A 23,444-nucleotide genomic window follows, 5' to 3' on the forward strand; every position below is an offset into this window, starting at 1 on the left:
CCGGTAGGCAGTGGTGGTGCGAACCGACATTCTCCGGCCACCCACCGGACGGGCCGCCACGGCCGTCGACGGCGCCTGCGCCGCGCGGGTCCTCGTGGTCGACGACGAACCGAACATCTCCACGCTGCTCGCGGTCACCCTGGGCCTCGTCTCGTACGAGACCCGGGTGGCCGCCAGCGGCCGGGCGGCGCTGGCCCTGGTCGAGGAGTTCGACCCGCACCTGGTGGTCCTCGACGTGATGCTGCCCGACGTGGACGGTTTCGAGGTCGCCCGCCGGCTGCGCGCGGCCGGCCGGCCGGTGCCGGTGCTCTTCCTCACCGCGCGGGACACCGTGGAGGACCGGGTGACCGGGCTGGTCGTCGGCGCGGACGACTACGTGGCCAAGCCGTTCAGCCTCGAGGAGGTGGTGCTGCGCATCCGGGCCATCCTGCGGCGCAGCCACCCGGAGCAGCCGACGGCCGCGCCGCCCGCGCCCCCGCCGCCGGCCGTCCTGCGCTACGCCGACCTGGAACTCGACGACGACGCGCACGAGGTGCGCCGGGCCGGTCGTCCGGTCGACCTGTCGCCGACGGAGTTCCGGCTGCTGCGCTACCTGCTCACCAACGCCGGCCGGGTGGTCAGCAAGGCGCAGATCCTCGACCGGGTCTGGAACTACGACTTCGGCGGGGACGGGCGAATCGTCGAGTCCTACGTCTACTACCTGCGTCGCAAGATCGACAAGCTCGGGCCGCCGCTGATCCACACCGTGCGCGGCGTGGGGTACACGCTGCGGCTGCCGCGCGGCGACGAGTGAGCCGGCGGCCGATCCGCCCCTGGGCGCACTGGACCCTGCGGTCCCGGCTGGTCCTCCTCGTCGGAATCCTCGCCACCCTGGCCCTGCTGGGAGCCAACGCCGCCGGGCTGGTGCTGCTGCGCGGCTACCTGGTGCAGCGGGTCGACCAGCAGCTCACCGGGCTGGCCCGCCCCTTCACCGACGCCCCGCGCGCCGCCTCCGGGCTCCCGGCCGGGGGCGCGACCACCGGCGGGCCGCGCAACCCCGGCCGGTTCGCGCGCCTCGGGCCGGACCAACTGGTCGTCCACTACCGGGCCGACGGCACCCGGGACCCCGAGCGCAGCAGCACGCCGTCGGCCGCCGCGCCCGATCCCGGCCCGCTGGCCGAGGTGGCGGCGCGGGCCCGGACCGGCCGCCCGTACACCGTGGCCGGCGACGGGGACGCGTGGCGGCTGCTGGCGGTCCCGGTGGGCGACGGCGGGGAGGTCGTGGTGCTCGGCGCGTCCCTGGCCGAGGCGGAGCGTACCGTCGACCGGCTCGTGCTGATCGACGTCGCGGTGACCGGCAGCGTCCTGATCGTGCTGGGCCTGCTCGCCGCCTTCGTGGTCCGCCTCGGGCTGAGCCCCCTGACCAGGATGGAACGCGTCGTCGCGGGCATCACCGGCGGCGACCTGGCCCGCCGGCTGCACGACACCGACCCGCACACCGAGCCCGGTCGCCTCGGCGCGGCGGTGAACCTCATGCTGGACCGGATCGGCACGGAGATGACCGCCCGCGCCGCGGCCGACCGCCGGCTGCGCCAGTTCGTCGCCGACGCCTCGCACGAGCTGCGCACCCCGCTGACCTCGATCCGGGGCTTCGCCGAGCTGTACCGCCGCGGCGGCGCCCCGCCCGGACCGGCCCTGGACGAGGCGATGGGCCGGATCGAGGCCGAGGCCGCCCGGATGGGGGTGCTCGTCGAGGACCTGCTGCTGCTCGCCCGGCTGGACCGGCACCGCGCCCCGGTGCTGCGCCCGGTCGACGTGTTGGAGGTCGCCGCCGACACCATCCGCGACGCGCACGCCCGCGCCCCGGGGCGGCGGGTCCGGCTGACCACGCTCACCGAGGACGACGAGACGTTCGAGCCGCCGACCGTGCTCGGCGACGAGCACCGGCTGCGCCAGGTCGCGGCGAACCTGGTCGGCAACGCCATGCAGCACACCGGGCCGGGGGCGCGGGTGACCGTCCGCATCGGCCGGCTGCCCGCCGCCGTGGCCGGCCCGCCGCCCGCGCCGGACCGGGGCGCCGTGGTGGTCCGGTCCGGGCCGCCGCCCGCACCGCCCGCCGGCGGGCTGGCCGTGCTGGAGGTGCACGACGACGGTCCGGGCATCCCCGCCGAGCACGCCACCCGGGTCTTCGAGCGGCTCTACCGGGCCGATGCGAGCCGGGGCCGGGGCGACGGCGGCGGCTCCGGGCTCGGCCTGTCCATCGCGGCGTCGATCGTGCACGCCCACGGCGGCTGGATCGAGCTGCACAGCGGCCCGGGGGCGGGCACCGCCTTCCGCGTACTGCTGCCCGCCGCCGGCTCCCCGGCTGAGGGCGGCCGGCCGGCGCGGCCGGTCCCCGACGCGCCGCCGCCGACTCCGAGCCAGCTATGAGGTGACGTCGAAGATCCTCCGAGGCGGGGCCGCCAGGATCCCCTCCATGCGTGCACGCCTGCCGGCGGTCCTGCGCCGGCCCACCGTGGCGGTCAACGCCGTCCTGACCCTGTTGCTGGTCGGCGGCGGCACCTGGGCCTGGCTGTCCGTGCGCGGCGACGCGTCGGCGCGGGCCGGGACGACCGGCGGCACCCGGACGGTCCAGGTCTCCCGGGGCACGGTGACCGCGACGGTCACGGCGGACGGTTCGCTGGAGAGCGCCGCCACCGCCACCGCCACCTTCGCCACGGCCGGGACTGTCACCTCGGTCGCGGTGACCGTCGGGCAGAAGGTACGCAAGGGCCAGCTGCTCGCCGAGGTCGACCCGGCCGACGCCCGGCGCGACCTGAAGGTGGCGCAGGCGAACCTGGACGCGGCGGAGGACGCGCTGGAGCGGGCGCGGGACGCCGGCTCCGACACCGCCACGGCGGAGAACGAGGTGACCCAGGCCGAGTTGGCCGTCGACGAGGCCGAGGCCGCGGTGGAGGGCACCCGGCTCACCGCGCCGATGGCCGGCACCGTCGTCGCCGTCAACGGCACCGTCGGCGGCCCGTCCGGCGGCTCGTCGGGTTCCGGCTCCTCGGCTTCCGGGTCACCGGGCTCGTCGGGCTCCGGCTCGTCCGGGGCCGCCTCCGGCGGGTCGTCCGGCGCCTCGTCCGGCTTCGTCGACCTCGCCGACCTGTCGAAGCTCCAGGTCACCGCCGCGGTCGCCGAGGCCGACGCCACCCGGCTCAAGGCCGGCCAGCCGGCCACCGTCACCTGGAACGCCCTGGACGGGGCCACCGCCACCGGCGAGGTGCGGGCGATCGACCCGCAGGCCACCACCGCCAACGGCGTGGTCACCTACGGGGTCACCCTCGGCGTCGCCGACCTGCCCACCGGGGCCAGGCCCGGGCAGACCGTGCGGGTGGCCGTCGTGACCGGCACGGCCGAGAATGTGCTGCAGGTCAACTCGGCCGCGGTGAGCGGCAGCGGCGACCGGCGGAGCGTCACCGTCCTCACCGACACCGGCCAGGAGACCCGGCGGGTGCAGGTCGGCCTGGCCGGCGACCGGGCCTACGAGATCACCTCCGGGCTCACCGAGGGGGAGCGGGTCGTGCTGCCCGAGACCGGCACCTCCGGCACCAGCGGCGGTCTGACCGGCGGCGGGGGCCGCTTCCCCGGCGGCGGAGGCTTCCCCGGCGGCGGTTTCCCCGCCGGGGGACAGGGCGGCCCCCGGGCCGGCACCGGGACCCGCTGATGGAGCCCCGGACCACGCCGCGCCGTCCGGTCCTGGACGTCCGCGCGCTGACCAAGGTGTACGGCGAGGGCCCCGCAGCCGTCCACGCGCTGCGCGGGGTGTCGCTGACGGTGGACGCCGGCGACTACGTGGCGATCATGGGCTCCTCCGGGTCCGGCAAGTCCACCCTGATGAACATCATCGGCTGCCTCGACGCGCCCTCCGGCGGCAGCTACCTGCTCGACGGCGTCGACGTCGGTCGCCTGGCGGACCGCCAGCTCGCCCTCGTGCGCAACCGGCTCATCGGGTTCGTCTTCCAGGCGTTCAACCTCATTCCCCGCACCAGCGCGGTGGCCAACGTCGAGCTGCCGCTGGCGTACGCGGGCGTGCGGGCGGGGCAGCGGCGGCGACGGGCGCTCGCCGCGCTGGACGCGGTGGGGCTGGCCGACCGCGCCGACCACCACCCCAATCAGCTCTCCGGCGGGCAGCAGCAACGCGTCGCGGTGGCCCGCGCGCTGGTCACCGAGCCCGCGCTGGTGCTCGCCGACGAGCCCACCGGCAACCTGGACAGCCGCTCCACCGAGGACATCCTGGCGGTGTTCGACCAGCTCAACGCCGCCGGCAGGACGATCGTGCTGATCACCCACGAGCCGGAGGTCGGCGACCGCGCCCGGCGGCTGATCCGGCTCCTCGACGGTCGGGTCCGTTCCGACGAGCGCCAGGACCGCACGGGCCGGCACGCGGCGGTGGCCGGCCGATGACCGTCACCGAGACGATCCGGTTCGCCCTGCGCGGCGTGGCCGCCAACAAGCTGCGCTCGGCGCTGACCATGCTGGGCATCCTCATCGGCGTCGCCGCGGTGATCCTGCTGGTGGCCGTCGGCAACGGGTCGGCGCAGGCCGTGACCAGCCGGATCGAGGCGCTGGGCACCAACACCCTCACCGTGACCGGCACCAACCGCGGCTCGGGACCGGGCGGCCTGACCGTCGAGGTCGCCGACGCGCTCGCCGACCCGGTGCTCGCCCCCGGCGTCCGTTCGGTGTCCCCGCTGGCGACCACCTCCACGACGGTGACCTACGAGGGCGCCGACCACGAGGTCGCCCAGTTCGTGGGCACCCGGCCGGGCTGGTTCGCCGCCTCCAACTCGCCGGTGGCCGCGGGGGCCGCGTTCACCGCCGACGACGAGGCGCAGGGCCGCCGGGTGGTCGTCATCGGGCAGACCGTCGCCGACGAGCTGTTCGCCGGCCTCGACCCGGTCGGCCGGCAGGTCACCGCCGGTGGGGCCCTGTTCACGGTGGTCGGGGTGCTCGCGCCGAAGTCCTCGACCGGCTTCCAGGACGCCAACGACACCGCCGTCGCGCCGCTGAGCGCCGTGCGGGAGGTGCTCACCGGGTACGGGCCGATCAGCTCGATCCTCGTCGAGGCGGCCGACCCGGGCGAGGTGGACGCCGTGCAGGCCCAGATCTCCACGGTGCTCGCCCAGCGGCTGCCCACCACCGGTTCGGCCAGCGCGCCGTACCGGATCCAGAACGCCGCGCAGCTGTTGCAGACCCAGACCGAGACGGCCGACACCTTCACCACCCTGCTCGGCGCGGTCGCCGCGATCAGCCTCCTCGTCGGTGGCATCGGGATCACCAACATCATGCTCGTGACCGTCACCGAACGGACGCGGGAGATCGGCATCCGCAAGGCGCTCGGCGCCCGGCGTCGGACGGTGCTGACCCAGTTCCTGATCGAGGCGACCCTGCTGAGCCTCCTCGGCGGGGCGCTCGGGGTGGCCGCCGCGCTGCTCGGGTCCCGGTTCACCATCGTCGGTGTCCGGCCCGTGATCGTGCCCAGCTCCGTCGCGCTGGCCCTCGGCGTCTCCGTCGCGATCGGCCTCTTCTTCGGCGGCCTGCCGGCGGCGCGGGCGGCCCGGCTGCGCCCCATCGACGCCCTGCGCTACGAGTAGGCCAGCGTGCCCGACAGGCAAGGATCGAACATGGACAACAGCGACACCGTCGTCTTCGCCCGGGTCGGCGGCGACGCCACGGACCCGACGGGCCCGGCGGAGCCGGACGACGACCGCGCGCCCGCGTCGCCGGCCGCCGCGGGGCCCGACGGCGACCTCACCGCCGCGCTCGCCGCGGCGGCTCCCCGCCGGTGGTGGAACCGGGGCACGGTGGTCCTCGGCGCGCTCGTGCTCGTCGTCGCCGGTTTCGTCGGCGGGGTGCAGGTGCAACAGCGGTGGGGCGAGCCGGCGGCGGGTGCCGCGGCGTCGTCCTGGCCGTTCCCGGCGGGTCTGGCCAACGGGGCGGCCGGGATGGGGCGCGGCCAGGGCGGCACCGGGCAGGACGGGCAGCCGAGCGCCGGGGCGAGCGCGAGCGCGGGCACCACCACCGGCACGGTGACGCTGGTCGACGGCGACACCCTCTACGTCGAGACCGCCGACGGCACCGTGGTCACGGTCCGCACCACCGACGACACGGCCGTGCGGACCACCCGGGCCAGCAAGCTGACGGCGATCGAGCGGGGCCAGCGGGTGACCGTGCAGGGCGGCGCGCTGACGGACAACGCCATGACCGCCACCTCCGTCACCGCCGGCGGCTGACCCCGCCTGATAGGCCCGTTCGCCCCTCCTTCCCCCGCCCGCCGTAGAACCATGTGGGGGCGGGCAGGCGCCTCCGGCGCCGTACGGCCGCACCGGACGTACGACGCGGAGGGGTCGACGTGGAGGGGCTCGTCCTGATCGTGGTGCTGGCGGCCACCGTGCTCGTCGGCACGACCATCGGCGGGCGCTACCGGGTCGCCCCGCCGGTCCTGCTCATCGGGATGGGCGCGCTGCTGGCGCTCGCCCCGCCGCTGTCGGACGTGGTGCTCGAACCGGACGTGGTGCTGCTGCTGTTCCTGCCCGCGATCCTCTACCGGGAGAGCCTCACCATCAGCCTGCGGGAGATCCGCGCCAACCTGACCGTCATCGCCCTGCTCGCCGTGGGTCTGGTCGCGGTCACGATGGTGACGGTGGCGCTGGTCGCCCAGGCGGCCGGCGTCGAGGGGCCGGCGGCGTGGGTGCTCGGTGCGGTGCTGGCCCCGACCGACGCCGCCGCGGTCGCCGGCCTGGCCAAGCGGATGCCCCGTCGCTTCCTCACCGTCCTGCGCGCGGAGAGCCTGATCAACGACGGCACCGCGCTCGTCCTCTTCGCCGTCGCGCTCGGCCTGATCACCGGCAGCGCGCCGCCGGGGGCGCTGCCGCTCGTCGTACGCGTGGGCGGGTCGTTCCTCGGCGGCGTCGCGGCCGGGCTGGTGACCGGGGTGGTGGTCGTGCTGATCCGCCGCCGCCTCGACGACCCGCTGCGCGAGGGCGCGCTCAGCGTGCTCACACCGTTCGTCGCGTTCCTGGCCGCCGAGGAACTGCACTCCAGCGGGGTGCTCGCGGTGGTGGTCGCCGGCCTGGTGCTCTCCTTCGCCGGTCCCCGGGTGATCCGGGCGCCCTCCCGGGTGCTGGCCTACGCCTTCTGGGACCTCACCACGTTCCTGATCAACGGGGGCCTGTTCGTCCTGCTCGGCATGCAGATCCCCCGTGCGGTGCGCGGGGTCACCAGCACGTCGGCGGGGCAGGCGCTGCTCATCGCGGTGCTGGTCGCCGGCACCGTGCTGGCGACCCGGATGGCCTGGCTGCACCTGTCGGCGTACCTGTTGCCGCTGGTCGACCGCCGCAAGTCGCAGCGGGCCCTGCGGGTCGGCTGGCGGATCCGCACGGCCGCCGGGTGGGCCGGCTTCCGCGGCGCGGTGTCCCTGGCCGCGGCCCTCGCGGTGCCGCTGTCCACGCCGGCGGGGGAGCCCGTCCACGAACGGGACCTGATCATCTTCTGCACGGCGCTGGTGATCGTCATGATCATGCTGGTGCAGGGCACCACCCTCCCGCTCGTGGTCCGCTGGGCGGGCCTCGTCGGCGACCAGCAGCGCGCCGACGAGGTGCGGATGGCCCGGCTGCGGGCCACCGAGGCCGGGCTGGCGGCGCTGCCGGAGGCGGCCGACCGGCTGGGCGTGCACCGGGACGTCGCCGACCGGATCCGCAGCGACTACCAGGACCACCTCGACGACATCCGCGCCGCCGAGCAGGGCGAGGCCGCCGAGGCGGCCCGCGACCTGGAGCGCCGGCTGCGGCTGGCGGTCCTGGACCGCAAGCGGCGCGAGGTGACCCGGCTGCGCAACGCCAACGAGATCGACGACACGGTGCTGCGCGAGTTGCAGGCCGCGCTCGACATCGAGGAGATCCGCCTGCTGGGCCCGCCCACGCCCGAGTGACCTGCCGGACCCGCGCGGCGGGCCGCCGGGTTGCGGCGATGGTCCACGATGGAGCGCATCCGGGCAACGCGGGTTCGCGGGTTCGAGGGACGCATCGACGTGGACACCACCGGGCCAGGGGCCCCATTGCTGATCGGCGAGGTCCACACCGGCCTCCTGCAGCACTCCACCGCGCTCTCCGCCAGCACGGTGGCCCAGGTCCTGCGGCTGCGTCCCGGGGAACGGGTCGGGATCATGGACCGGCCGATCCGGTACGCGGTCTCCCCGTCCCTGCTCACGGGGGTGGACTGCCGGTTCGGCGGCGCGTCGGGCGGCACCCGGGTGGTCGGGGCCGTGTCGTCCCGGTCCACCGTGACCGGCGGCCACGTCGTGCAGGCGTCCTCGTTCGCGCGGATCACCCCCGACAGCCGGTGGCGGCGTGCGGTGTGGTCGCACTACCTGGCCCGTCCCGGCGTGCTGGAGCCGCTGGGGGGCCGGCTCGCGGACCGGGCGGACGAGGACTTCCTCACCAGCGAACAGCCGGGCGGGGGCCTCGACCTGGGCGCGATCAACACCCGGCTGATGGACGTGGTCCAGTCCGCCGGCCTGGACCGGCGCGCGCCCTTCCGGGTCCCGCGCACGCGGCTGCGCTGGACCGCCCGCCACACCACGACCGCGCACATCGACTTCGGGGTGGAGGAGGGGCACCTGCGCTCGCTGCGCCTCGGCCTGGCCCCCGCCGCCGGCGAACCGTGGGACGAGGTCAGGTCCTTCTGCGAGGACGTCGCCCTGCACGACTGGCTGCTCACCGGCCTGCTCCATCTGATCGACAGGGCCGTCGGCGCGGACGGCGCGGACGCGGTGCGGCGGCTGCGCCCGATCGTCGACCACCTCCTGCACCTGTGGATGCCGGCGGCGCGCCCGGACCGGACCACCGCGCCGCTGTGGGCGAGCCTGGACCGTCAGGTGGGATTCAGCCGGCAGTGGGACAGCTGCGCCACCTGGGTCCGGGACCGGGTGGGCCTCGCCTCCCTGCACCGGCCGGGCGGGCCCCGGTGAGCGGGCTGTCGGGCCTGCGCGAGGCCTGGGCGCAGACCGGACGGCCGGTGCGGGTCGCCTCGCTGGGCATGTGGTCCGCCGGCGGGCTCGGCACGGTCGTGGGGGTGGTCGGCGACCAGCTCGGCTGGTGGGACGACCGGCCCTTCCTGACCAACCTGATGTCCTCGCTCGTCGGCGCGCTGTTCGGCATCCCGCTGGCGCTCATCGTGCTCCGCCGGGTGACCGCGGTGGAGGGACGCCGCACCGAGCGGGTCGAGGCGCTGCACGTCGCCCGCGTCACGGCCGAGCGACTGGCCGCCGACCTCGCGCCGTTGTGCCCCGACCGGCGGCTGGCCGAGCGGGCCGCCGGCATCCTTCGGCGGCTCGACGACGAGCTGCTGCCCGGGCTGGCCGACCATCGGTTCGGGCCCGCCCTGGCCGAGGCGCTCACCCTGTGGACGGAAGCGGTCGGCCTGTGCGACGCGGGGCTGCGCGACGCCCCGTCGGCCAGGGACGTGCTACGGGACGCGGAGGCCACCTGGCGGCACCTGCGCAGGGACGTCGCCCCCCGGCTGCGCGCGCACGGCGTCTCGTGGCCGTCCCGGGTGGCCGCCGACCGCGTCGATCGGCTGCTCGCCGACGTCGACGCGTTCCTGCGGGACGACCCGGGCGAGGTGCGCCACCTCGCCGACGCCGCCCGGAGGACCCTCGGCGAACGCAGCATCGACCCGCTCGTGGCCCTCTACGCCGACGAGTACGCGGTGCTCGGCGGCATCCGCGAGCAGGTGGGATCGCTGTCGGCGGGGGTGGCCGCCGTCGTCGCGTTGCTGGCGACGGCGGACCAGCTCGGCCCCGACCTGCCGACCGCTCACAGGAACACGTAGCGGAGCCGGTCGACGGGGTGCCCGGGCAGGGCCAGCCCCTCGCCGGCGGCGCGGTCGCGGACCTGCCGCGCCGCCGCCGGGTCCACGGCGACCTGGTCGAGGATCGTCCGGACGGCCGTCTCGACCGGCAGGAAACCGCCCGGCAGGACCGACAACGTCCGGTACGCGCAGAACGGCGCGGGCCGGTCGCCGAGCTGGACCACGGCGGGCAGCTCCGCCCACGAGTCCGGGAAGGCGCCGCGCCACGGCCGGGGCCGCGCGACGGGGCGCCCGGCGTCGCGCAGCAGCCCGAGCCGCAGCAGCTGCCACACCCCCGCGAGGAACGCGCACGACCAGGTGCGCACGCCGTCGCGCTCGTCCCACAGCTCGACGTCGACGAAGACGGAGTGCCGCCGGGGGACGTTCTGCCGCGGCGGGACCCACTGCGCACCCGGCGACATCGCCTGGCCGCCCTCGGCGGCGTCCCCGGGACCCGACCGTTGCCCGTTGGACAGCCAGCCGGCGACCGTGGGCGGCGGCCGCGTCCCGTTCGTGCCGGGGGTCGGCTCCCAGACCAGGCTGCCCGCCACGATCGCGGCGGGCGAGACGTCGCCGACCTGGGCACACGCGGACTCGCGGGCCAGGTAGTCGATCGCGACGCCGTGCTCCTCGGCGGCCCGCAGCAGCAGGGGCAGGACCTCGCGGGGCGGGCCCGGGTCGGCGAGGTAGTCGTCCACCAGGTAGCACGTGCTCACCCGGGGGGCGTCGTCGGCGCCTCGCCGCTCGGACTCGGCGGCCGCCCGGAACCAGGGAGCCACCGTGGCGAACAGTCTCCGGTACCGGTCCGGGCCTTCGGCGTAGTCGGCCTGGCGGAGGTGGCCCAGCTCCACGGAGAGCCGGGCCAGCGGCACGGCCTCCACCCGGCGGCGGGCGCCGGCCTGCTCGAAACGCACCTCCGCCGGCCCGGTCGGCTCCGGCCCGCCCGGGCCGGGCGCGGTCACAGGCTCTCCCACGCGTCGGCGTGGGTCACCGCGCGGGCCAGCCGGTCGAACGCCTCGACGGTCGCCTGGTTGGCGATTCCCCGGCCCCAGACGTCGTTGTCGGAGATGATCTGCTCGCGCCACTGCAACAGCGGCTCCAACGGCGCGCTGCCCAGCAGCGTGGTCCGCCCCATGCGGTTGCGGCTGGCCAGCTCCTGGAGGTCCTGGTTGCAGGCGCGCAACCAGGCGAGCTGACCCGGGCGCAGGCCGGCCAGCTCGGCGGAGTCCAGGTCGACGACGGCGGTGCGGACGTACCTGATCGAATCCAGCAGGGCCGACCGGTCGTGCCCGAGCGCCTCCCCCGCGTCCGCGATGCCGTGCCGGCCGTGGACGAGCCCGGCGGCGGCGAGGATGTGCTGGCGGGTCCACCGGTGGAAGACCAGCCACCGCACCGGCACCGCGGCCAGGGCACGCTGCGCGGTGACGGCGAGCGCGAGCTGGGTCGCGTACGAGCGGCCGGCGCTCAGGTCGACCAGGCAGACGTCGAACTCCTCCTCCAGCCGCAACAGCAGGCGGGCGCAGCGCTGGACCGTCCCGGGGTCGATGGGGAACTCGCCGCCGCCCTCGTCGCCGGGGAACAGCACCAGCTGGCCCGTTCCGGCCGGCCGGGTGCGCAGCCCGGGCCGCTCGCTCTCGGTCCACACGTCCACCCGGTGCGGGCTGGCCGCCGAGCCGGTCAGGTAGCTGTGCAGCCCTCCGGACGGAGTGCCGCGCCCGACGGAGTCGACCTGGAAGATCGTGCCCACCGTCGGGGAGCCGAAGTCGAAGTCGAGGTAGCAGACGTCGACGCCGGCCAGGGCCCACCGGTAGAGGATGTTGCAGCCGGTGACGGACCGCCCGGTTCCGCCCTTGTCCGAGGCGGCGAAGACCAGCACGGCCTACTCCACGTCCCGGCGCGCCGCGGCCAGCCGGTCCAGCTCTTGCAGCACGCGGGTGGCGAGGGCCGCGGCCGTGCCGGGCCGGGTGTCGATGATCCGCCGGGCGCGGTCCAGGCCGGCCTGGACGGCCTGGAGGTGCTGACGCATCGCCGGGCCGGCGGTGTCGGCCCCGTTCAACAGCTCCTGGCTGAACAGGTGCTCCGCCTCCAGCAGCAGGTCCTCCCCGTAGGCGACGAGCCGTTCGCTGCGCAGCGGCGGCCCGCCCGTCAGCCGCGCCGCCGCGACCAGGCACTCGACCACCCGCTCGGTGTACCGCCACGACGGCAGGTCGTGCCGGTCGTCGACGAAGGGGTACACGTTGACGACCTGGTCCCACAGGTTGCGCGCCGGCCCGTCGCTGATCCGCCGGCGGGACAGGTGGTCCCACACCTCGTCGGCCTGGCGCAGCAGCTCGCCGCGCAGGCCCGGATCCCGCATCAGGCCGGCCAGGCCGAGCATGCGCTTGAGCAGCAGCGGGGAGAAGTCGGTGCACGGCCACAGCAGCCGGCCCGGACCGGCCTTCTCGCTGCCGACGAGGGAGATGAGCACCCCGGGGGAGTGCAGGGCGACCGCCGGATCGCGTGCGAATGGCCGGCGGACGATCCGGGCCCGCCCGGCCAGCTCGTCGAGCACCCGGGCCACCCGGCCCAGCTCGGTGTCGGGGGAGCGTTGCTGGATGAGGTCCTGCACGGTCATCGCGGTCACCAGGAGGCTGAAGTAGTCGGACTCCTGGTCGTCGGTCGTGCGCCACGGGATGTCCTCCAGCGGCCAGCGCGCGGTGCCGAAGCTGGCCACGGTGGACCAGTAGCGTTGGGTGATGTCCCAGCGCAGTTGCAGCGCCCGGGCGAGGCGCTCCTGCTCCTCGGTCAGCAGGCCGAGGATCCGGGTCCGCTCGGAGAACAGCTCCTCGATCCCGTTCAGGGCGGCGAGGGAGAAGTAGAGGTAGGGCGCGGCCTCGGCGACGCCCGGCCGCTGGACGCCGACCTCCTCGCCGACCTCCACCTCGGGGGCGTCCCTGAGGACGCCCCAGGACCAGCCGCACTCGAACAGCCGGCCGGGGTGGTCCAGCGTGTCGGTGACGTCGGGCGCGGCGATCCGGACGCCCCGCAGCGCGGCCCGGACGTCGGCCAGCCCCTGCCACAGGCTCTCGACGACCATCCGGTCGGGCAGCCCCGTCTGGTTGACGGTGCGGATCAGCGTCCGGCCGGCCGGCGAGTCGGCCTCGAACACGGACACGGCGAAGCTGCGCAGCAGCCCGACCATCGCCGCCGTCAGCCGCCGGCTCGCCTGCTCCTCCAGCTCGTTGATCTCGGCGCGAAGCTGGGCCCGGGTGACGACGGTGCGAAAGACCCGGGCGAAGCCGATCGCCGCGAGCGACAGCCGCACCGACATGGTGTACGAGTCGACGATGTCCATCCCGGCCTGCTCGACGCTGACCTCGTCGGACCCGTCGACGTGGAAGTAGCCCGCGCCGGAGAAGACCGGGGTGCCGTCGGGGTCCGTGTACCGCTGCAGGTACTCGCTGAGGACGCGGACGAGCAGCCGGGGGACCCCGATCGAGTCGCCGAGGTCGGCCAGCGCCCGCAGCGCGTCGTCGGAGGTCGCATCCGGCCGTTCCAGCACGAACCGCGGATCGGTGGTGGCGGGCAGCATCAGGCAGAGCAACTGCTCGGCGTCGCTGATCGAGTTGGAACCGTCGCGCCCTCCCCACACCCAGGTGCCGTCGCGATAGCACAGCCGCGCCGTCGCCCGCCAGATCTCCAGCAGCTGTTGCCGAGGTTGCATCCTCATGGGCGCAGGGACACCTCCTCGCCGGCCGCCACACGGATCCCGCCTCCCAGGATGGGGCACCGGCGCAAGGGCGTCAGGCCCGGGCCGGCACGCCGCCCGCGCCCTCCCGCAGCGCCAGGTCCGAGAGGTGGCAGGCGACCTCGCGGTCGGCGTCGCCCGGCGTCGGTCCGAGCACGGGCTGCACCTGCCCGCACTGCTCGCGGGCCAGCCGGCAGCGGGTGTGGAACCGGCAGCCAGGCGGCGGGTCGGACGGGCTGGGCGGGTCGCCGGCGAGCACGATGCGCCGGCTGCCGCCGCGTCGGCCCGTGGGGTCGACCACGGGGGAGGCGGACAGCAGCGCCTGGGTGTACGGGTGGGCCGGCCGGGTGTAGACGGTCTCGGTGTCGCCGATCTCGGCGAGCCGCCCGAGGTACATGACCGCCGTGCGGTCGGCGACGTGCCGCACCACGGACAGGTCGTGGGCGATGAACACCAGGGCGATGCCCATCCGGCGTTGCAGGTCCCGCAGCAGGTTGACCACCTGCGCCTGGACGCTGACGTCGAGGGCGGAGACGGGCTCGTCGCAGACGAGGATCTCCGGCTCCAGGGCGAGGGCGCGGGCGATGCCGATGCGCTGGCGCTGCCCGCCGGAGAACTGGTGCGGGTAGCGGTGCATCAGCTCCGGCGCGAGCCCGACGAGGCCGAGCAGCTCGGCGACCCGGTCGGCGCGGGCGCGGCGGTCGCCGCGGCCGTGCACCACGAGGGGCTCGGCGATCAGGTCGCGCACGCACATGCGCGGGTCCAGCGAGGTGTACGGGTCCTGGAAGACCATCTGCACCTGTCGCCGCAGCAGCCGCCGGTCCCGCCCCCGCACGCCGGTGATGTCGCGGCCCCGCACCACGATGCTGCCCGCGTCGGGGCGTTCGAGGCCGACCAGCAGCCGGGCCAGGGTGGACTTGCCGCAGCCCGACTCGCCGACGATGCCGAGGGACTCCCCGGCGTGCAGCCGCAGGCTCACCCCGTCGACGGCGCTGACCCGGGTGCGGCCGAGCCCGGCCCGGCCGGTGGTGAACGTCTTGCGCAGGTCCGTGGCGACCAGGACCGGTTCAGCCGGTGACGGCATGCGACAACTCCTCGGTGCGGTGGCAGGCGGCGGCGCGGCCGCCGGTGACCCTCAGCGCGGGGCGTTCGGTGCGGCACCGCTCGACGACCCGGTCGCAGCGGGGGTGGAACGCGCAGCCGGGCGGCTTGCGGGCCGGGTTGGGCGGGGTGCCGGGGATGGCGTACAGGTCGTCGCCGCGCTGGTGGGCCTGGGGCACGGAGCGCAGCAGGGCGTCGGTGTACGGGTGGGCGGGCGCGCCGAGGACCTCGGCGGTGGTGCCGGTCTCCACGACCCGCCCGGCGTACATGACCACCACCCGGTCGGCTACCTCGGAGACGACGCCGAGGTCGTGGGTGATCAGCAGGATGCCGATGCCGAGGTCCCGGCGCAGCCCGTTGAGCAGCTCCAGGATCTGCGCCTGGACGGTGACGTCGAGGGCGGTGGTCGGCTCGTCGGCGATGATCAGCTCGGGGCGCAGGGCGATGGCCATCGCGATGAGGATGCGCTGGCGCATCCCGCCGGAGAACTGGTGCGGGTACTCGTCGACCCGGCGGGCCGGGGCGGGGATGCCGACCTGGGCGAGCAGGTCGACGGCGGCGGCGCGGGCCTGCTTGCGGGAGGCGCCGCGATGGGTGCGGAACAGCTCGCCGAGCTGGTCGCCGATGCTGAGCACCGGGTTCAGGGCGGACAGGGCGTCCTGGAAGACCATGCTCATCCGGTTGCCGCGCACGGCCCGGCGGCCGGCCTCGGTGAGCGTGGTGAGGTCGGTGCCGCCGAGCGCGATCCGGTCGGCCTCGACGCGCACGGTCGGCGGGTGCAGCCCCATGATCGCCTTCGCGGTGACCGACTTGCCGGAGCCCGACTCGCCGAGCAGCGCGACCAGTTCACCGGCGGCGACGTCGAGGTCGACGTCCACGGCGGCGGGCACGTCGCCGCGCCGGGTGGCGAAGGTCACGGACAGCCCGCGTACCGACAGGGCCTGTCCTCCTCCGTCCGGTGGGGCGGTGGTTGGGGCGTCTGGCTGATTCACCGCGGGCCTCCAGCTACGCATAACGGACGCCCGTGCCGGTAATCCCCGCCGCGATGGCCGTCCATGCCTGTTCCTGAACTGCATCTTGACTTCCGTGCCGAATCATTGCAACCCTCTAATCGGTCGCGCCGGTTCTGGGCGTCGACCCCGGCGGCCGCGCCCCTTCTTCGCGGGCCGCGAATCTGAAAGGGACCCACGCGGATGCTTGAACAGGCGAAGCGCTACACCGGCTACACGGCGTACGACTACCTGGAGGCCGGCAAGGACTTCAAGAAGTTCCGGTACGCCGAGCAGATCGGCCGGGTGCCGGCCTACGCCGGCCTCGACCTCTCCGACAGCCAGCGGGAACGCACGCAGCGGCTGCTGCGCGACGAGATCGTCATCTCGCTGCACGACCACGTCCAGGTCTTCCCCGAGGACATGGGCCAGCTCCGCGAGCACATCCGGGCCGGCCGCGAACCCACCGGCTACCTCGGCCTGTCCCGCTCCGGCATGACCGCCGTGTTCGACAACGGCATGGACGGCACCTGCTGCATCTCCAGCGACGCCGGCTGGAAGTACACCGACGTGCTGTTCGACCTCGGCGTGCGGATGGCCGACATCGCCCACCAGGACTACGTGATCAAGGCCGAGTCGCTCAAGGACATCTACCACGCCCACGAGACCGGCCGGCTCGCGCACGTGTTCGCCCTCGAAGCCGCCACCATGATCGAGAACGAGGTCGACCGCCTCGACGTGCTCTACGGCTTCGGCGTCCGGCAGATCGGCATCGCCTACTCCGAGGCCAACATGCTCGGCGGCGGCCTCAAGGAGCGCGGCGACGGCGGCCTGACCTACTTCGGCGAGCGGGCCGTCGAACGCATGAACAAGCTCGGCCTGGCCATCGACATCTCCCACTCCGGCGACCGCACCGCCATGGACGTGATCAAGAAGTCCACCAAGCCGGTGTTCATCACCCACTGCGGCTCCCGCGAGGTGTGGCCGACCAACCGGATGAAGCCCGACGCGGTCATCGCCGCCTGCGCCGAGCGCGGCGGGGTGCTCGGCCTGGAGGCCGCCCCGCACACCACCCTGTCCCCGGCCCACCCCCGGCACAGCCTGGAGTCGGTCATGGACCACTTCGTCCACGCGGTCGACCTCATCGGCATCGACCACGTGGCCTTCGGCCCCGACACCCTCTTCGGCGACCACGTCGGGCTGCACGACGCCTTCGCGGCGAACCTGTCCACCAAGGAGGCCCACGGCCGCGTCGAGTACCCCAAGGTCGAGTACGTCGACGGCCTGGAGAACCCCGCCGAGTGCTTCTACAACATCATCGGGTGGCTCGTGGCCCACGACTACTCCGACGACGAGATCCGCAAGGTCATCGGTGGCAACACCATCCGCGTCCTCGAGGAGGTCTGGGTCTGATGCGTCTCCGCCTATCCCTCGTCGCCGTCACCGCGCTCGCCGCGGTGGCCGCGGCGGCAGCTTGCAGCCCCAGCGCGCCGAGCGAGTCGGCCGCCCAGGGCGGCGACAAGAACGCCACCCTCACCATCGCCACCACCACCGACGTGGTCAACTTCAACCCGCTGCTAGGCAACAGCCGCACCGACGGCTGGATCACCAACCTGATGTACCCGCGGCTGCTCACCATCGACGCCAACGGCGCCAAGCAGCCGTACCTGGCCGCCGACCGCGGCTACAGCGACCCCACCACCGGCTTCTACGAGCTGCGCGGTGACATGAAGTGGAGCGACGGCACCGCCGTCAGCGCCGCCGACGTCGCGTACACCATCAACACGATCATGACGAAGAAGCCCGCCGGCAACGTCGTCTACGGCCAGCTCGCCAACGTCGAGTCCGCCTCCGCCCCGACGGCCACCCGCGTCGAGCTCAAGCTCAAGCGGCCCGACGCGACCGTCGTCGACGAGGTCGGCTTCTGGATGAACGTCGTGCCCAAGCACGTCTTCGAGAAGGCCCCCGACGCGGGCACCTTCGCCAACAACAGCGACTGGGTCAGCGCCGGGCCGTTCAAGCTCACCACCGTCGCCAAGGGCCAGAGCTACACCCTGGAACGGGTCACCCCGTACCCGATGGCCCCCGCCGGCACCCCCAACGTGGCGAAGGTCGTCTACCGGGTCTACCCCGACGTCAACACCGAGATCCTCGCCCTGCGCAACGGCGACGTGGACCTCATCGCCAACGCCCTGCCCCCGGCCCAGGTCAAGACCCTCCAGTCGACCCCCGGCGTCAAGGTCCAGGAGGTGCCGGGCCTCGGGTACGCCCACATGACGTACAACATGACCCGCAAGCCCCTGGACAACCTCAAGGTGCGGCAGGCCCTCGCCCACGCCGTCGACTACGAGGCCATCCGCTCCGTCGTGCTCCAGGGCCAGGCGGTCACCACCGGCTCCAGCCCCATCCCGCCGGTGCTGAAGGACTTCGTCAAGCCCGACCTCAAGGAGTACGCCTTCGACCCGGCGCTGGCCCGCAAGCTGGTCGGCGAGTCCGGCGTCGGCACCCTGCGCCCGCTCACGATGATCTACTCGCTCCAGGACGCCGTCACCGCGCAGTGGGCGCAGCTGGTCAAGGACAACGCCGCCCAGGCCGGCATCACCATCGAGCTGCAGGGCATGGACCGCAACACCTACCTGGCCAAGACCGCCGCCGGCGAGTACGACATCTACGCCGGCAACTTCGCCATCATGGACGACCCGGCCACCAACATGGCCCTGACGTTCCTGCCCGACGGCGCCATCAACTACACCAAGGTCGACGACCCGGCGCTGAGCGCGCTGATCACCAAGGCCACCGCGACCACCGACAAGGCCGCCCAGAAGGACCTGATCTGGCAGGCCGCCACCCTCGTGCACGACAACGTCTACGACAACGTCATGTACATGCAGAACCTCTACGTCGCCCACAGCGACAAGTGGGACGGCTTCGTGGTCAAGCCCAGCGAGCTGCTGTCGGTGGTCGACCCGCAGTCCCTGGCGAACGCGCGGAAGGTCGGCTGAGCACATGCCACCGGTTGTCGGCTTCGTCGCGCGGCGGCTCGGACGGGCGGTCCTGACGCTCTGGTTCGCCACCACGATCACCTTCCTGCTGCTGCGGCTGCTGCCCGGCAACCCGGCGCTCGCCGTCGCCACCCCCAACATGACCCCGCAGACCCAGGCGATCCTGCTGCGCCAGTACGGCCTCGACGAGCCCCTGTTCGTCCAGTACGGCAAGTACCTGTGGCAGCTCGTCCAGGGCAACCTCGGGGTCTCCATCACCCAGTCCGTTCCGGTGACCGACGTGCTGCTGGAACGCCTCCCGTGGACCCTGCTGCTCACCGGGTCCTCCCTGCTGGTGACGGTCGCCGTCGGCATCCCCCTCGGGGTGCTGGCGGCGACCCGCCCCCGCGGGCTGCTCGACCGGCTCGTGCAGGTCGGCGGCGTCGTCGGCCAGTCGGTCTTCGTGCCCAGCGTCGCGATCGCCCTGCTGTTCCTGTTCGGCCTGCAACTGCGGTGGCTGCCCATCGGCGGCGCGTACAGCCCCGGCGTCTACGGCGGGCGGTGGTACCTCGACGTGGCCGCCCACCTGGTGCTGCCCTGCGTCAGCCTGGTCCTGGTGCAGCTCGGCTCCTACGTGCTGACCCTGCGGGCCACCCTCATCGACTCCCTCGGCGAGGACTACTGCGTCCTGGCCACCGCCAAGGGCCTGCCGAACCGCAAGGTGGTGTGGAAGCACGCCCTGCGCAACGCGCTGCTGCCCACCACCACCCTGGTCGGCCTGCAACTGGGCTTCCTCGTCGGCGGCGCGGTGCTCACCGAGACCGTCTTCGCCTACCCGGGCATCGGCCGGGGCATCTACGAGGCGGTCACCCAGCTCGACTACCCCGTCCTGCAGGGCGCGTTCGTCCTGCTCGCCGCGACCGTCGTGCTCGCCAACGTGCTCACCGACCTGGCGTACGGCCTGCTCGACCCGAGGGTGAGGACCCAGTGACCGCCCCCGGCATCGCCCTCGACCAGGTCGTCGCCGACGAGCCGACCGCCGCGAGCGCCACCTGGACCGCGTTCCGCCGCAACCCGCTGGGCCTGGCCTCCCTCGCCGTGCTCGCCGCCCTCGTCGTCGTCGCGGTCGCCGCCCCGCTCATCGCCGACTACCCCGGCGGCTACGGCCCGGCGGTGCTCACCCCGCCGTCCGGGCAGCACTGGTTCGGCACCGACAACCTCGGCCGCGACATCTTCGCCGAGGTCGTCTGGGGCACCCGGATCAGCATGCTCGTCGCCGCGCTCTCCTCCGCCCTGGCCATCGTCATCGGCGTGCTCGTCGCGGTGCTCGGCGCGTACTTCCCGAAGGTCGACACCGTGGTCGGCACGGTCGTCGACCTCGCCCTGTCGCTGCCGGTGCTGCCCCTGATGATCCTCGTCGCCGCCCTGGCCGGGCCCAGCCTCGCCACGGTGGTCGTGGTCATCGCCCTGTTCTCCTGGCCGGAGGTGGCCCGCGTGGTCCGCTCCCAGGCCCTGGCCGTGGTCCGGCTGCCCTACATCGACGCCGCCCGGCTCACCGGCGGCTCCTGGCTGTGGATCATCCGCCGGCACCTGGTGCCCGCCGTCGCCCCCGTCATCGTGGTGTCGGTCGTGCTCACCGCCTCCCGGGCCGTGCTGTCGGCCGCCGGCCTGGCGTTCCTCGGCCTCGGCGACCCCAACAGCTGGTCGTGGGGCCGGATCCTCTACGAGGCCCAGCAGTCCGGCGCGATGTCCAGCGCCTGGTGGACCACCCTGTTCCCGTCGCTGGCTATGCTCGCCCTCGTCGTCTCCGCCACCCTCATCTCCATCGCCTACAACGACGCCCGCAACCCACGCACCCGGGAGAACTGACGTGCTGTCGACCCAACGGCTCCCCGTGGACTTCTACCGGTCGGTGCAGGACGACGTGCGCGCCGCCGCCGACCGCGCCGGCCTGGCCGCCGTCCTCACCGACCACCCCGACGACGTCGCCTACCTCACCGGCTTCTTCCACCACCCCTGCGAGCGACCGGTGGCCGTGCTGCTGCCCGTCGACGGGCCCACCCGGCTGCTGCTGCCCGAGCTGGAGCGCGAGCACGCGCAGGCCCAGCACGCCGCCGCCGACCTGGTGTCCTACCCGGAGTTCCCCGGCCGCGTCCCGCCGTTCACCCACCTGCGCGACGTCGCTGGCCGCGTCGGCCACCCCGGCAGCACCGCCGCCGCCCGCGTCGCCGAGATCGCCCGGGACCTGCCCCGCGCCGAGCTGGAGATCGCCGACGTGGTCGGCACGGCCCGGCTGCGCAAGCGGCCCGAGGAGATCGCCCTGCACGCCGAGGCCGCCCGGATCACCGACCTCATGCTGGTCGCCGGCCGCGAGCTCGTCGAGCAGGCCCTCGCCGCCGGCGGCGAACTGCCGAGCGAGGCCGAGCTGGCCGCGCACGTCACCCGGGTCGGCACCACCACGATGTACGCCGACCACGCCGACGTCGTGGTGGTGTCCCTGCTCGCCGGCGGCCTCGTCTACGCCGGCCCCAACAGCGCCCACCCGCACGGCCTGCCCTCGGGCTACCGGCTGCGCCCCGGCGACACGTTCATGCTCTCCCTCGGCTGCGCCGTCGGCGGCCGGTACGTCGAGGGGGAGCGCACGTTCCTCCTCGGCGAGCCCAGCGCCGCGCAGCGCCGCTACTACGAGGCGGTGCGCGCCGCGCAGCAGGCCGGCACCGAGTTCCTCGCCCCGGGCGTGGTCTGCGCCGACGCCAACCGGCACTGCCTCGACGTGATCCGCGCCGCCGGCCTGGCCGGGTTCCTGCGCCACCGGCAGGGCCACGGCATCGGCCTCGGCATGCACGAGCCGCCCTGGCTGGAGGACGGCGACCCGACCGTCCTGGAGGAGGGCATGGTCGTCTCCAACGAGCCCGGCATCTACGTGCCCGGCCACGCCGGCTACCGCATCTCCGACTCGATGCTGATCACCGGATCCGGGGCCCGCCCCTTCACCAGCTACCCCCGTTCCCTCGACGACGTCGTCATCCCCGTCCCCTGAACCGCCGTCCCGTCCCCTGAGGAGTGCCCGCCGTGCGACTGCCGATCAACGGAAACGAACTGGAGGTGGAGGTCTTCGGCGCCGAGGACGCTCCGCTGCTCATCGCCCACCACGGCGCGCCCGGCCTCGGCTCCCGCGCCGAGCCCCGCGCCACGTTCCGGCCGTTCGCCGACACGTTCCGCGTCCTGGTCTTCGACGCCCGCGGCAGCGGCGTCAGCGAGGGCCGGCCGCCGTTCACCCACGAGCAGTGGGTCGCCGACGTCGACGCGCTGCGGCAATGGGCCGGCGCGGAGCGGTTCGTCCTGGCCGGCGGCTCCTACGGCGGCTTCATCGCCATGGAGTACGCGATCCGCCACCCCGAACGGCTCACCGCCCTCGTGCTGCGCGACACCTCCGCCGACCACGAGAACGAGAAGGCCGCCCGGCGTAACGCCGAGGCATCCACCCGTGTGAAGATCGACCCCGACAAGCTGGACCGCATCAACACCGGACGGGTGCGTGACGATGACGACCTGCGGGACTGCTGGCGGGAGATCCTGCCGCTCTACGACCACGTCTACGATCCGGCGGCCGTCGAGGCCAAGGTCGAGGCCACGTTCTACCGCTACGAGACGCACAACCACGCGTTCGCGGTGAACCAGCCCGCGTACGACATCAAGGCCGACCTGCACCGGATCACCTGCCCGACGCTGGTGACCGTCGGCCGCGACGACTGGATCACCCCGGTGGCCAGCAGCCAGACGATCGTCGACCTGGTCCCCGACGCGCGGCTGGTGGTGTTCGAGAAGTCGGGCCACTCCCCGCAGGTGGAGGAGGCCGAGCTGTGGCGCGAGACGGTACGCGCCTTCCTACGCGAGGTGGGGGCGGATGAGCAGCGGTCCTGAGCACCTGGACGAGCTGGACCGGCGGATCATCCTGGCGTTGCAGGCCGACGGGCGGGCCACCTGGACCGAGATCGCCGAGCGGTGCCAGACGTCGGTGACCACCGTGGCGCGCCGGGGCCAGCAGCTGCTCCGGGACGGCATCGTCCGGGTCGCGGTGATGCCCGACGTCGAGTACCCGGGCGCGGCGGACCTGTTCGTGCTGCGCATCACCTGCGAGCCGGGCACCCAGAAGCGGGTGCTGGCCCAGCTCGCCGACCGGGCCGACCTGCGCTTCCTGGCCCTGGTCACCGGCCCGGCGGACATCATCGCCGAGCTGAGCCTGCGGCGGGGCGACTCGCTGCACGCCCGGATCGTCGAGGAGATCCAGGCGATCGAGGGCGTGCAGCGCTGCGACACCGACCTGACCCTGCACGTCTACAAGGTCTCCCACGACTGGGGCCAACAGCTCGTCGTGCCGGGAACGCCCGACACCGTCGCCGAGGTGCACAAGTGCGCGCCGGGTCACTTCGACGCCGCCGACGAGAAGATCATCGACTTCATGCAGGAGGACGGGCGGGCCAGCTTCCGCGCCGTGGCCAAGGCCCTCGGCGTCGACGAGAGCACCGTGCGCCGCCGGTTCGAGGTGCTCCAGCGCCGGGGCTGCATCAGCGTGGTCACGCTGGTCTCCGCGCCGGCGCTCGGCTTCGAGTCCGAGATCATCTTCAACATCACCGTCGACCCGGCCCGCCTCGATTCCCTAGCCCACGAGCTGGGCACGCACCGGGGCGTCCGGTACGTCGCGGCCACCCTCAACCGCAACGCGCTGTTCTGCGAGGTCATCCTGCCCACCACCGACGACGTGCACGCGTT

At 74.2% G+C, this 23,444-nt stretch carries 21 protein-coding genes (1 of these 21 only partly in view); 16 read left to right on the plus strand and 5 right to left on the minus strand.

The window, feature by feature from the left end; genetic code table 11:
* Positions 1 to 28 precede the first annotated feature (28 nt).
* The 9 genes from O7633_RS02180 to O7633_RS02220 all read left to right on the plus strand — a co-directional run bounded on the left by O7633_RS02180 (position 29) and on the right by O7633_RS02220 (position 9,855).
* Complete coding sequence (locus O7633_RS02180; RefSeq protein WP_282328449.1) at positions 29 to 793, plus strand: response regulator transcription factor; 765 nt, start codon at positions 29 to 31, stop codon at positions 791 to 793.
* Positions 790 to 2,409 (plus strand): HAMP domain-containing sensor histidine kinase, encoded by a 1,620-nt coding sequence (locus O7633_RS02185; protein ID WP_282325686.1) that lies wholly within the window; start codon positions 790 to 792, stop codon positions 2,407 to 2,409. The genes O7633_RS02180 and O7633_RS02185 overlap by 4 nt, the downstream gene beginning before the upstream one ends.
* A 46-nt stretch (positions 2,410 to 2,455) precedes the next feature.
* Entirely contained in the window at positions 2,456 to 3,688 is a 1,233-nt protein-coding gene (locus tag O7633_RS02190; RefSeq protein ID WP_282325688.1) for an efflux RND transporter periplasmic adaptor subunit, read from the plus strand.
* The gene (locus tag O7633_RS02195; RefSeq protein ID WP_043963511.1) at positions 3,688 to 4,428 is read left to right on the plus strand and encodes an ABC transporter ATP-binding protein; all 741 of its coding nucleotides are present in this window, start codon (positions 3,688 to 3,690) and stop codon (positions 4,426 to 4,428) included. The genes O7633_RS02190 and O7633_RS02195 overlap by 1 nt, the downstream gene beginning before the upstream one ends.
* Positions 4,425 to 5,618, plus strand: a complete 1,194-nt coding sequence (locus O7633_RS02200; RefSeq protein ID WP_282325692.1) for an ABC transporter permease — start codon at positions 4,425 to 4,427, stop codon at positions 5,616 to 5,618. The genes O7633_RS02195 and O7633_RS02200 overlap by 4 nt, the downstream gene beginning before the upstream one ends.
* A gap of 30 nt (positions 5,619 to 5,648) precedes the next feature.
* On the plus strand, positions 5,649 to 6,257 hold the full coding sequence (locus tag O7633_RS02205) for a hypothetical protein (RefSeq protein WP_282325693.1): 609 nt from the start codon (positions 5,649 to 5,651) through the stop codon (positions 6,255 to 6,257).
* A gap of 119 nt (positions 6,258 to 6,376) precedes the next feature.
* Entirely contained in the window at positions 6,377 to 7,954 is a 1,578-nt protein-coding gene (locus O7633_RS02210; RefSeq protein WP_282325694.1) for a Na+/H+ antiporter, read from the plus strand.
* Positions 7,955 to 8,080: 126 nt separating this feature from the next.
* On the plus strand, positions 8,081 to 8,992 hold the full coding sequence (locus O7633_RS02215; RefSeq protein ID WP_282325696.1) for an SCO2521 family protein: 912 nt from the start codon (positions 8,081 to 8,083) through the stop codon (positions 8,990 to 8,992).
* Positions 8,989 to 9,855 carry a hypothetical protein gene (locus tag O7633_RS02220; RefSeq protein ID WP_282325698.1) on the plus strand — a complete coding sequence of 289 codons (867 nt, stop codon included), beginning with the start codon at positions 8,989 to 8,991 and terminating at the stop codon, positions 9,853 to 9,855. Before O7633_RS02215 ends, O7633_RS02220 begins: the two co-directional genes overlap by 4 nt.
* On the opposite strand, the gene O7633_RS02225 is transcribed toward O7633_RS02220, so the two are convergent.
* From O7633_RS02225 to O7633_RS02245, 5 genes are all read right to left on the minus strand, one after another.
* Positions 9,840 to 10,835, minus strand: coding sequence for an SCO2522 family protein (locus O7633_RS02225; RefSeq protein ID WP_282325700.1), 996 nt, complete (start codon positions 10,833 to 10,835; stop codon positions 9,840 to 9,842). The two genes, O7633_RS02220 and O7633_RS02225, sit on opposite strands and share 16 nt — an antisense overlap.
* Entirely contained in the window at positions 10,832 to 11,749 is a 918-nt protein-coding gene (locus O7633_RS02230) for an SCO2523 family variant P-loop protein (protein WP_282325702.1), read from the minus strand. Before O7633_RS02230 ends, O7633_RS02225 begins: the two co-directional genes overlap by 4 nt.
* Positions 11,750 to 11,752: 3 nt before the next feature.
* Positions 11,753 to 13,582 (minus strand): SCO2524 family protein, encoded by a 1,830-nt coding sequence (locus O7633_RS02235; RefSeq protein WP_278135056.1) that lies wholly within the window; start codon positions 13,580 to 13,582, stop codon positions 11,753 to 11,755.
* A 73-nt stretch (positions 13,583 to 13,655) separates the two neighbouring features.
* Positions 13,656 to 14,684, minus strand: a complete 1,029-nt coding sequence (locus tag O7633_RS02240) for an oligopeptide/dipeptide ABC transporter ATP-binding protein (protein WP_282325703.1) — start codon at positions 14,682 to 14,684, stop codon at positions 13,656 to 13,658.
* The gene (locus O7633_RS02245; protein ID WP_282325704.1) at positions 14,668 to 15,618 is read right to left on the minus strand and encodes an ABC transporter ATP-binding protein; all 951 of its coding nucleotides are present in this window, start codon (positions 15,616 to 15,618) and stop codon (positions 14,668 to 14,670) included. Before O7633_RS02245 ends, O7633_RS02240 begins: the two co-directional genes overlap by 17 nt.
* Before the next feature lie 276 nt (positions 15,619 to 15,894).
* On the opposite strand from O7633_RS02245, the gene O7633_RS02250 reads away from it, so the two are divergent.
* The 7 genes in view from O7633_RS02250 to O7633_RS02280 are tightly spaced (at most 32 nt apart) and all read left to right on the plus strand, a layout consistent with a single transcriptional unit that may run on beyond the window.
* On the plus strand, positions 15,895 to 17,103 hold the full coding sequence (locus O7633_RS02250; protein WP_278135062.1) for a membrane dipeptidase: 1,209 nt from the start codon (positions 15,895 to 15,897) through the stop codon (positions 17,101 to 17,103).
* Complete coding sequence (locus O7633_RS02255) at positions 17,103 to 18,692, plus strand: ABC transporter substrate-binding protein (RefSeq protein ID WP_282325707.1); 1,590 nt, start codon at positions 17,103 to 17,105, stop codon at positions 18,690 to 18,692. Before O7633_RS02250 ends, O7633_RS02255 begins: the two co-directional genes overlap by 1 nt.
* Positions 18,693 to 18,696: 4 nt before the next feature.
* Positions 18,697 to 19,662: an ABC transporter permease gene (locus O7633_RS02260; protein WP_282325708.1), complete on the plus strand. Its 966-nt coding sequence runs from the start codon at positions 18,697 to 18,699 to the stop codon at positions 19,660 to 19,662.
* Positions 19,659 to 20,540, plus strand: a complete 882-nt coding sequence (locus tag O7633_RS02265; RefSeq protein ID WP_282325709.1) for an ABC transporter permease — start codon at positions 19,659 to 19,661, stop codon at positions 20,538 to 20,540. The genes O7633_RS02260 and O7633_RS02265 overlap by 4 nt, the downstream gene beginning before the upstream one ends.
* A gap of 1 nt (position 20,541) precedes the next feature.
* On the plus strand, positions 20,542 to 21,711 hold the full coding sequence (locus O7633_RS02270; protein ID WP_282325711.1) for a Xaa-Pro peptidase family protein: 1,170 nt from the start codon (positions 20,542 to 20,544) through the stop codon (positions 21,709 to 21,711).
* A 32-nt stretch (positions 21,712 to 21,743) separates the two neighbouring features.
* Positions 21,744 to 22,595 carry an alpha/beta hydrolase gene (locus O7633_RS02275; RefSeq protein WP_282325712.1) on the plus strand — a complete coding sequence of 284 codons (852 nt, stop codon included), beginning with the start codon at positions 21,744 to 21,746 and terminating at the stop codon, positions 22,593 to 22,595.
* Positions 22,579 to 23,444, plus strand: the 5' portion of a protein-coding gene (locus O7633_RS02280) for an Lrp/AsnC family transcriptional regulator (protein WP_282325713.1). 115 nt of this gene lie beyond the right edge of the window; the window shows 866 of its 981 coding nt (coding positions 1-866); it begins with the start codon at positions 22,579 to 22,581; its stop codon lies off the right edge, out of view. The genes O7633_RS02275 and O7633_RS02280 overlap by 17 nt, the downstream gene beginning before the upstream one ends.

The organism is Micromonospora sp. WMMD712, from assembly GCF_029581295.1.
GTDB classification, from domain to species: Bacteria; Actinomycetota; Actinomycetes; order Mycobacteriales; family Micromonosporaceae; genus Micromonospora; species Micromonospora carbonacea.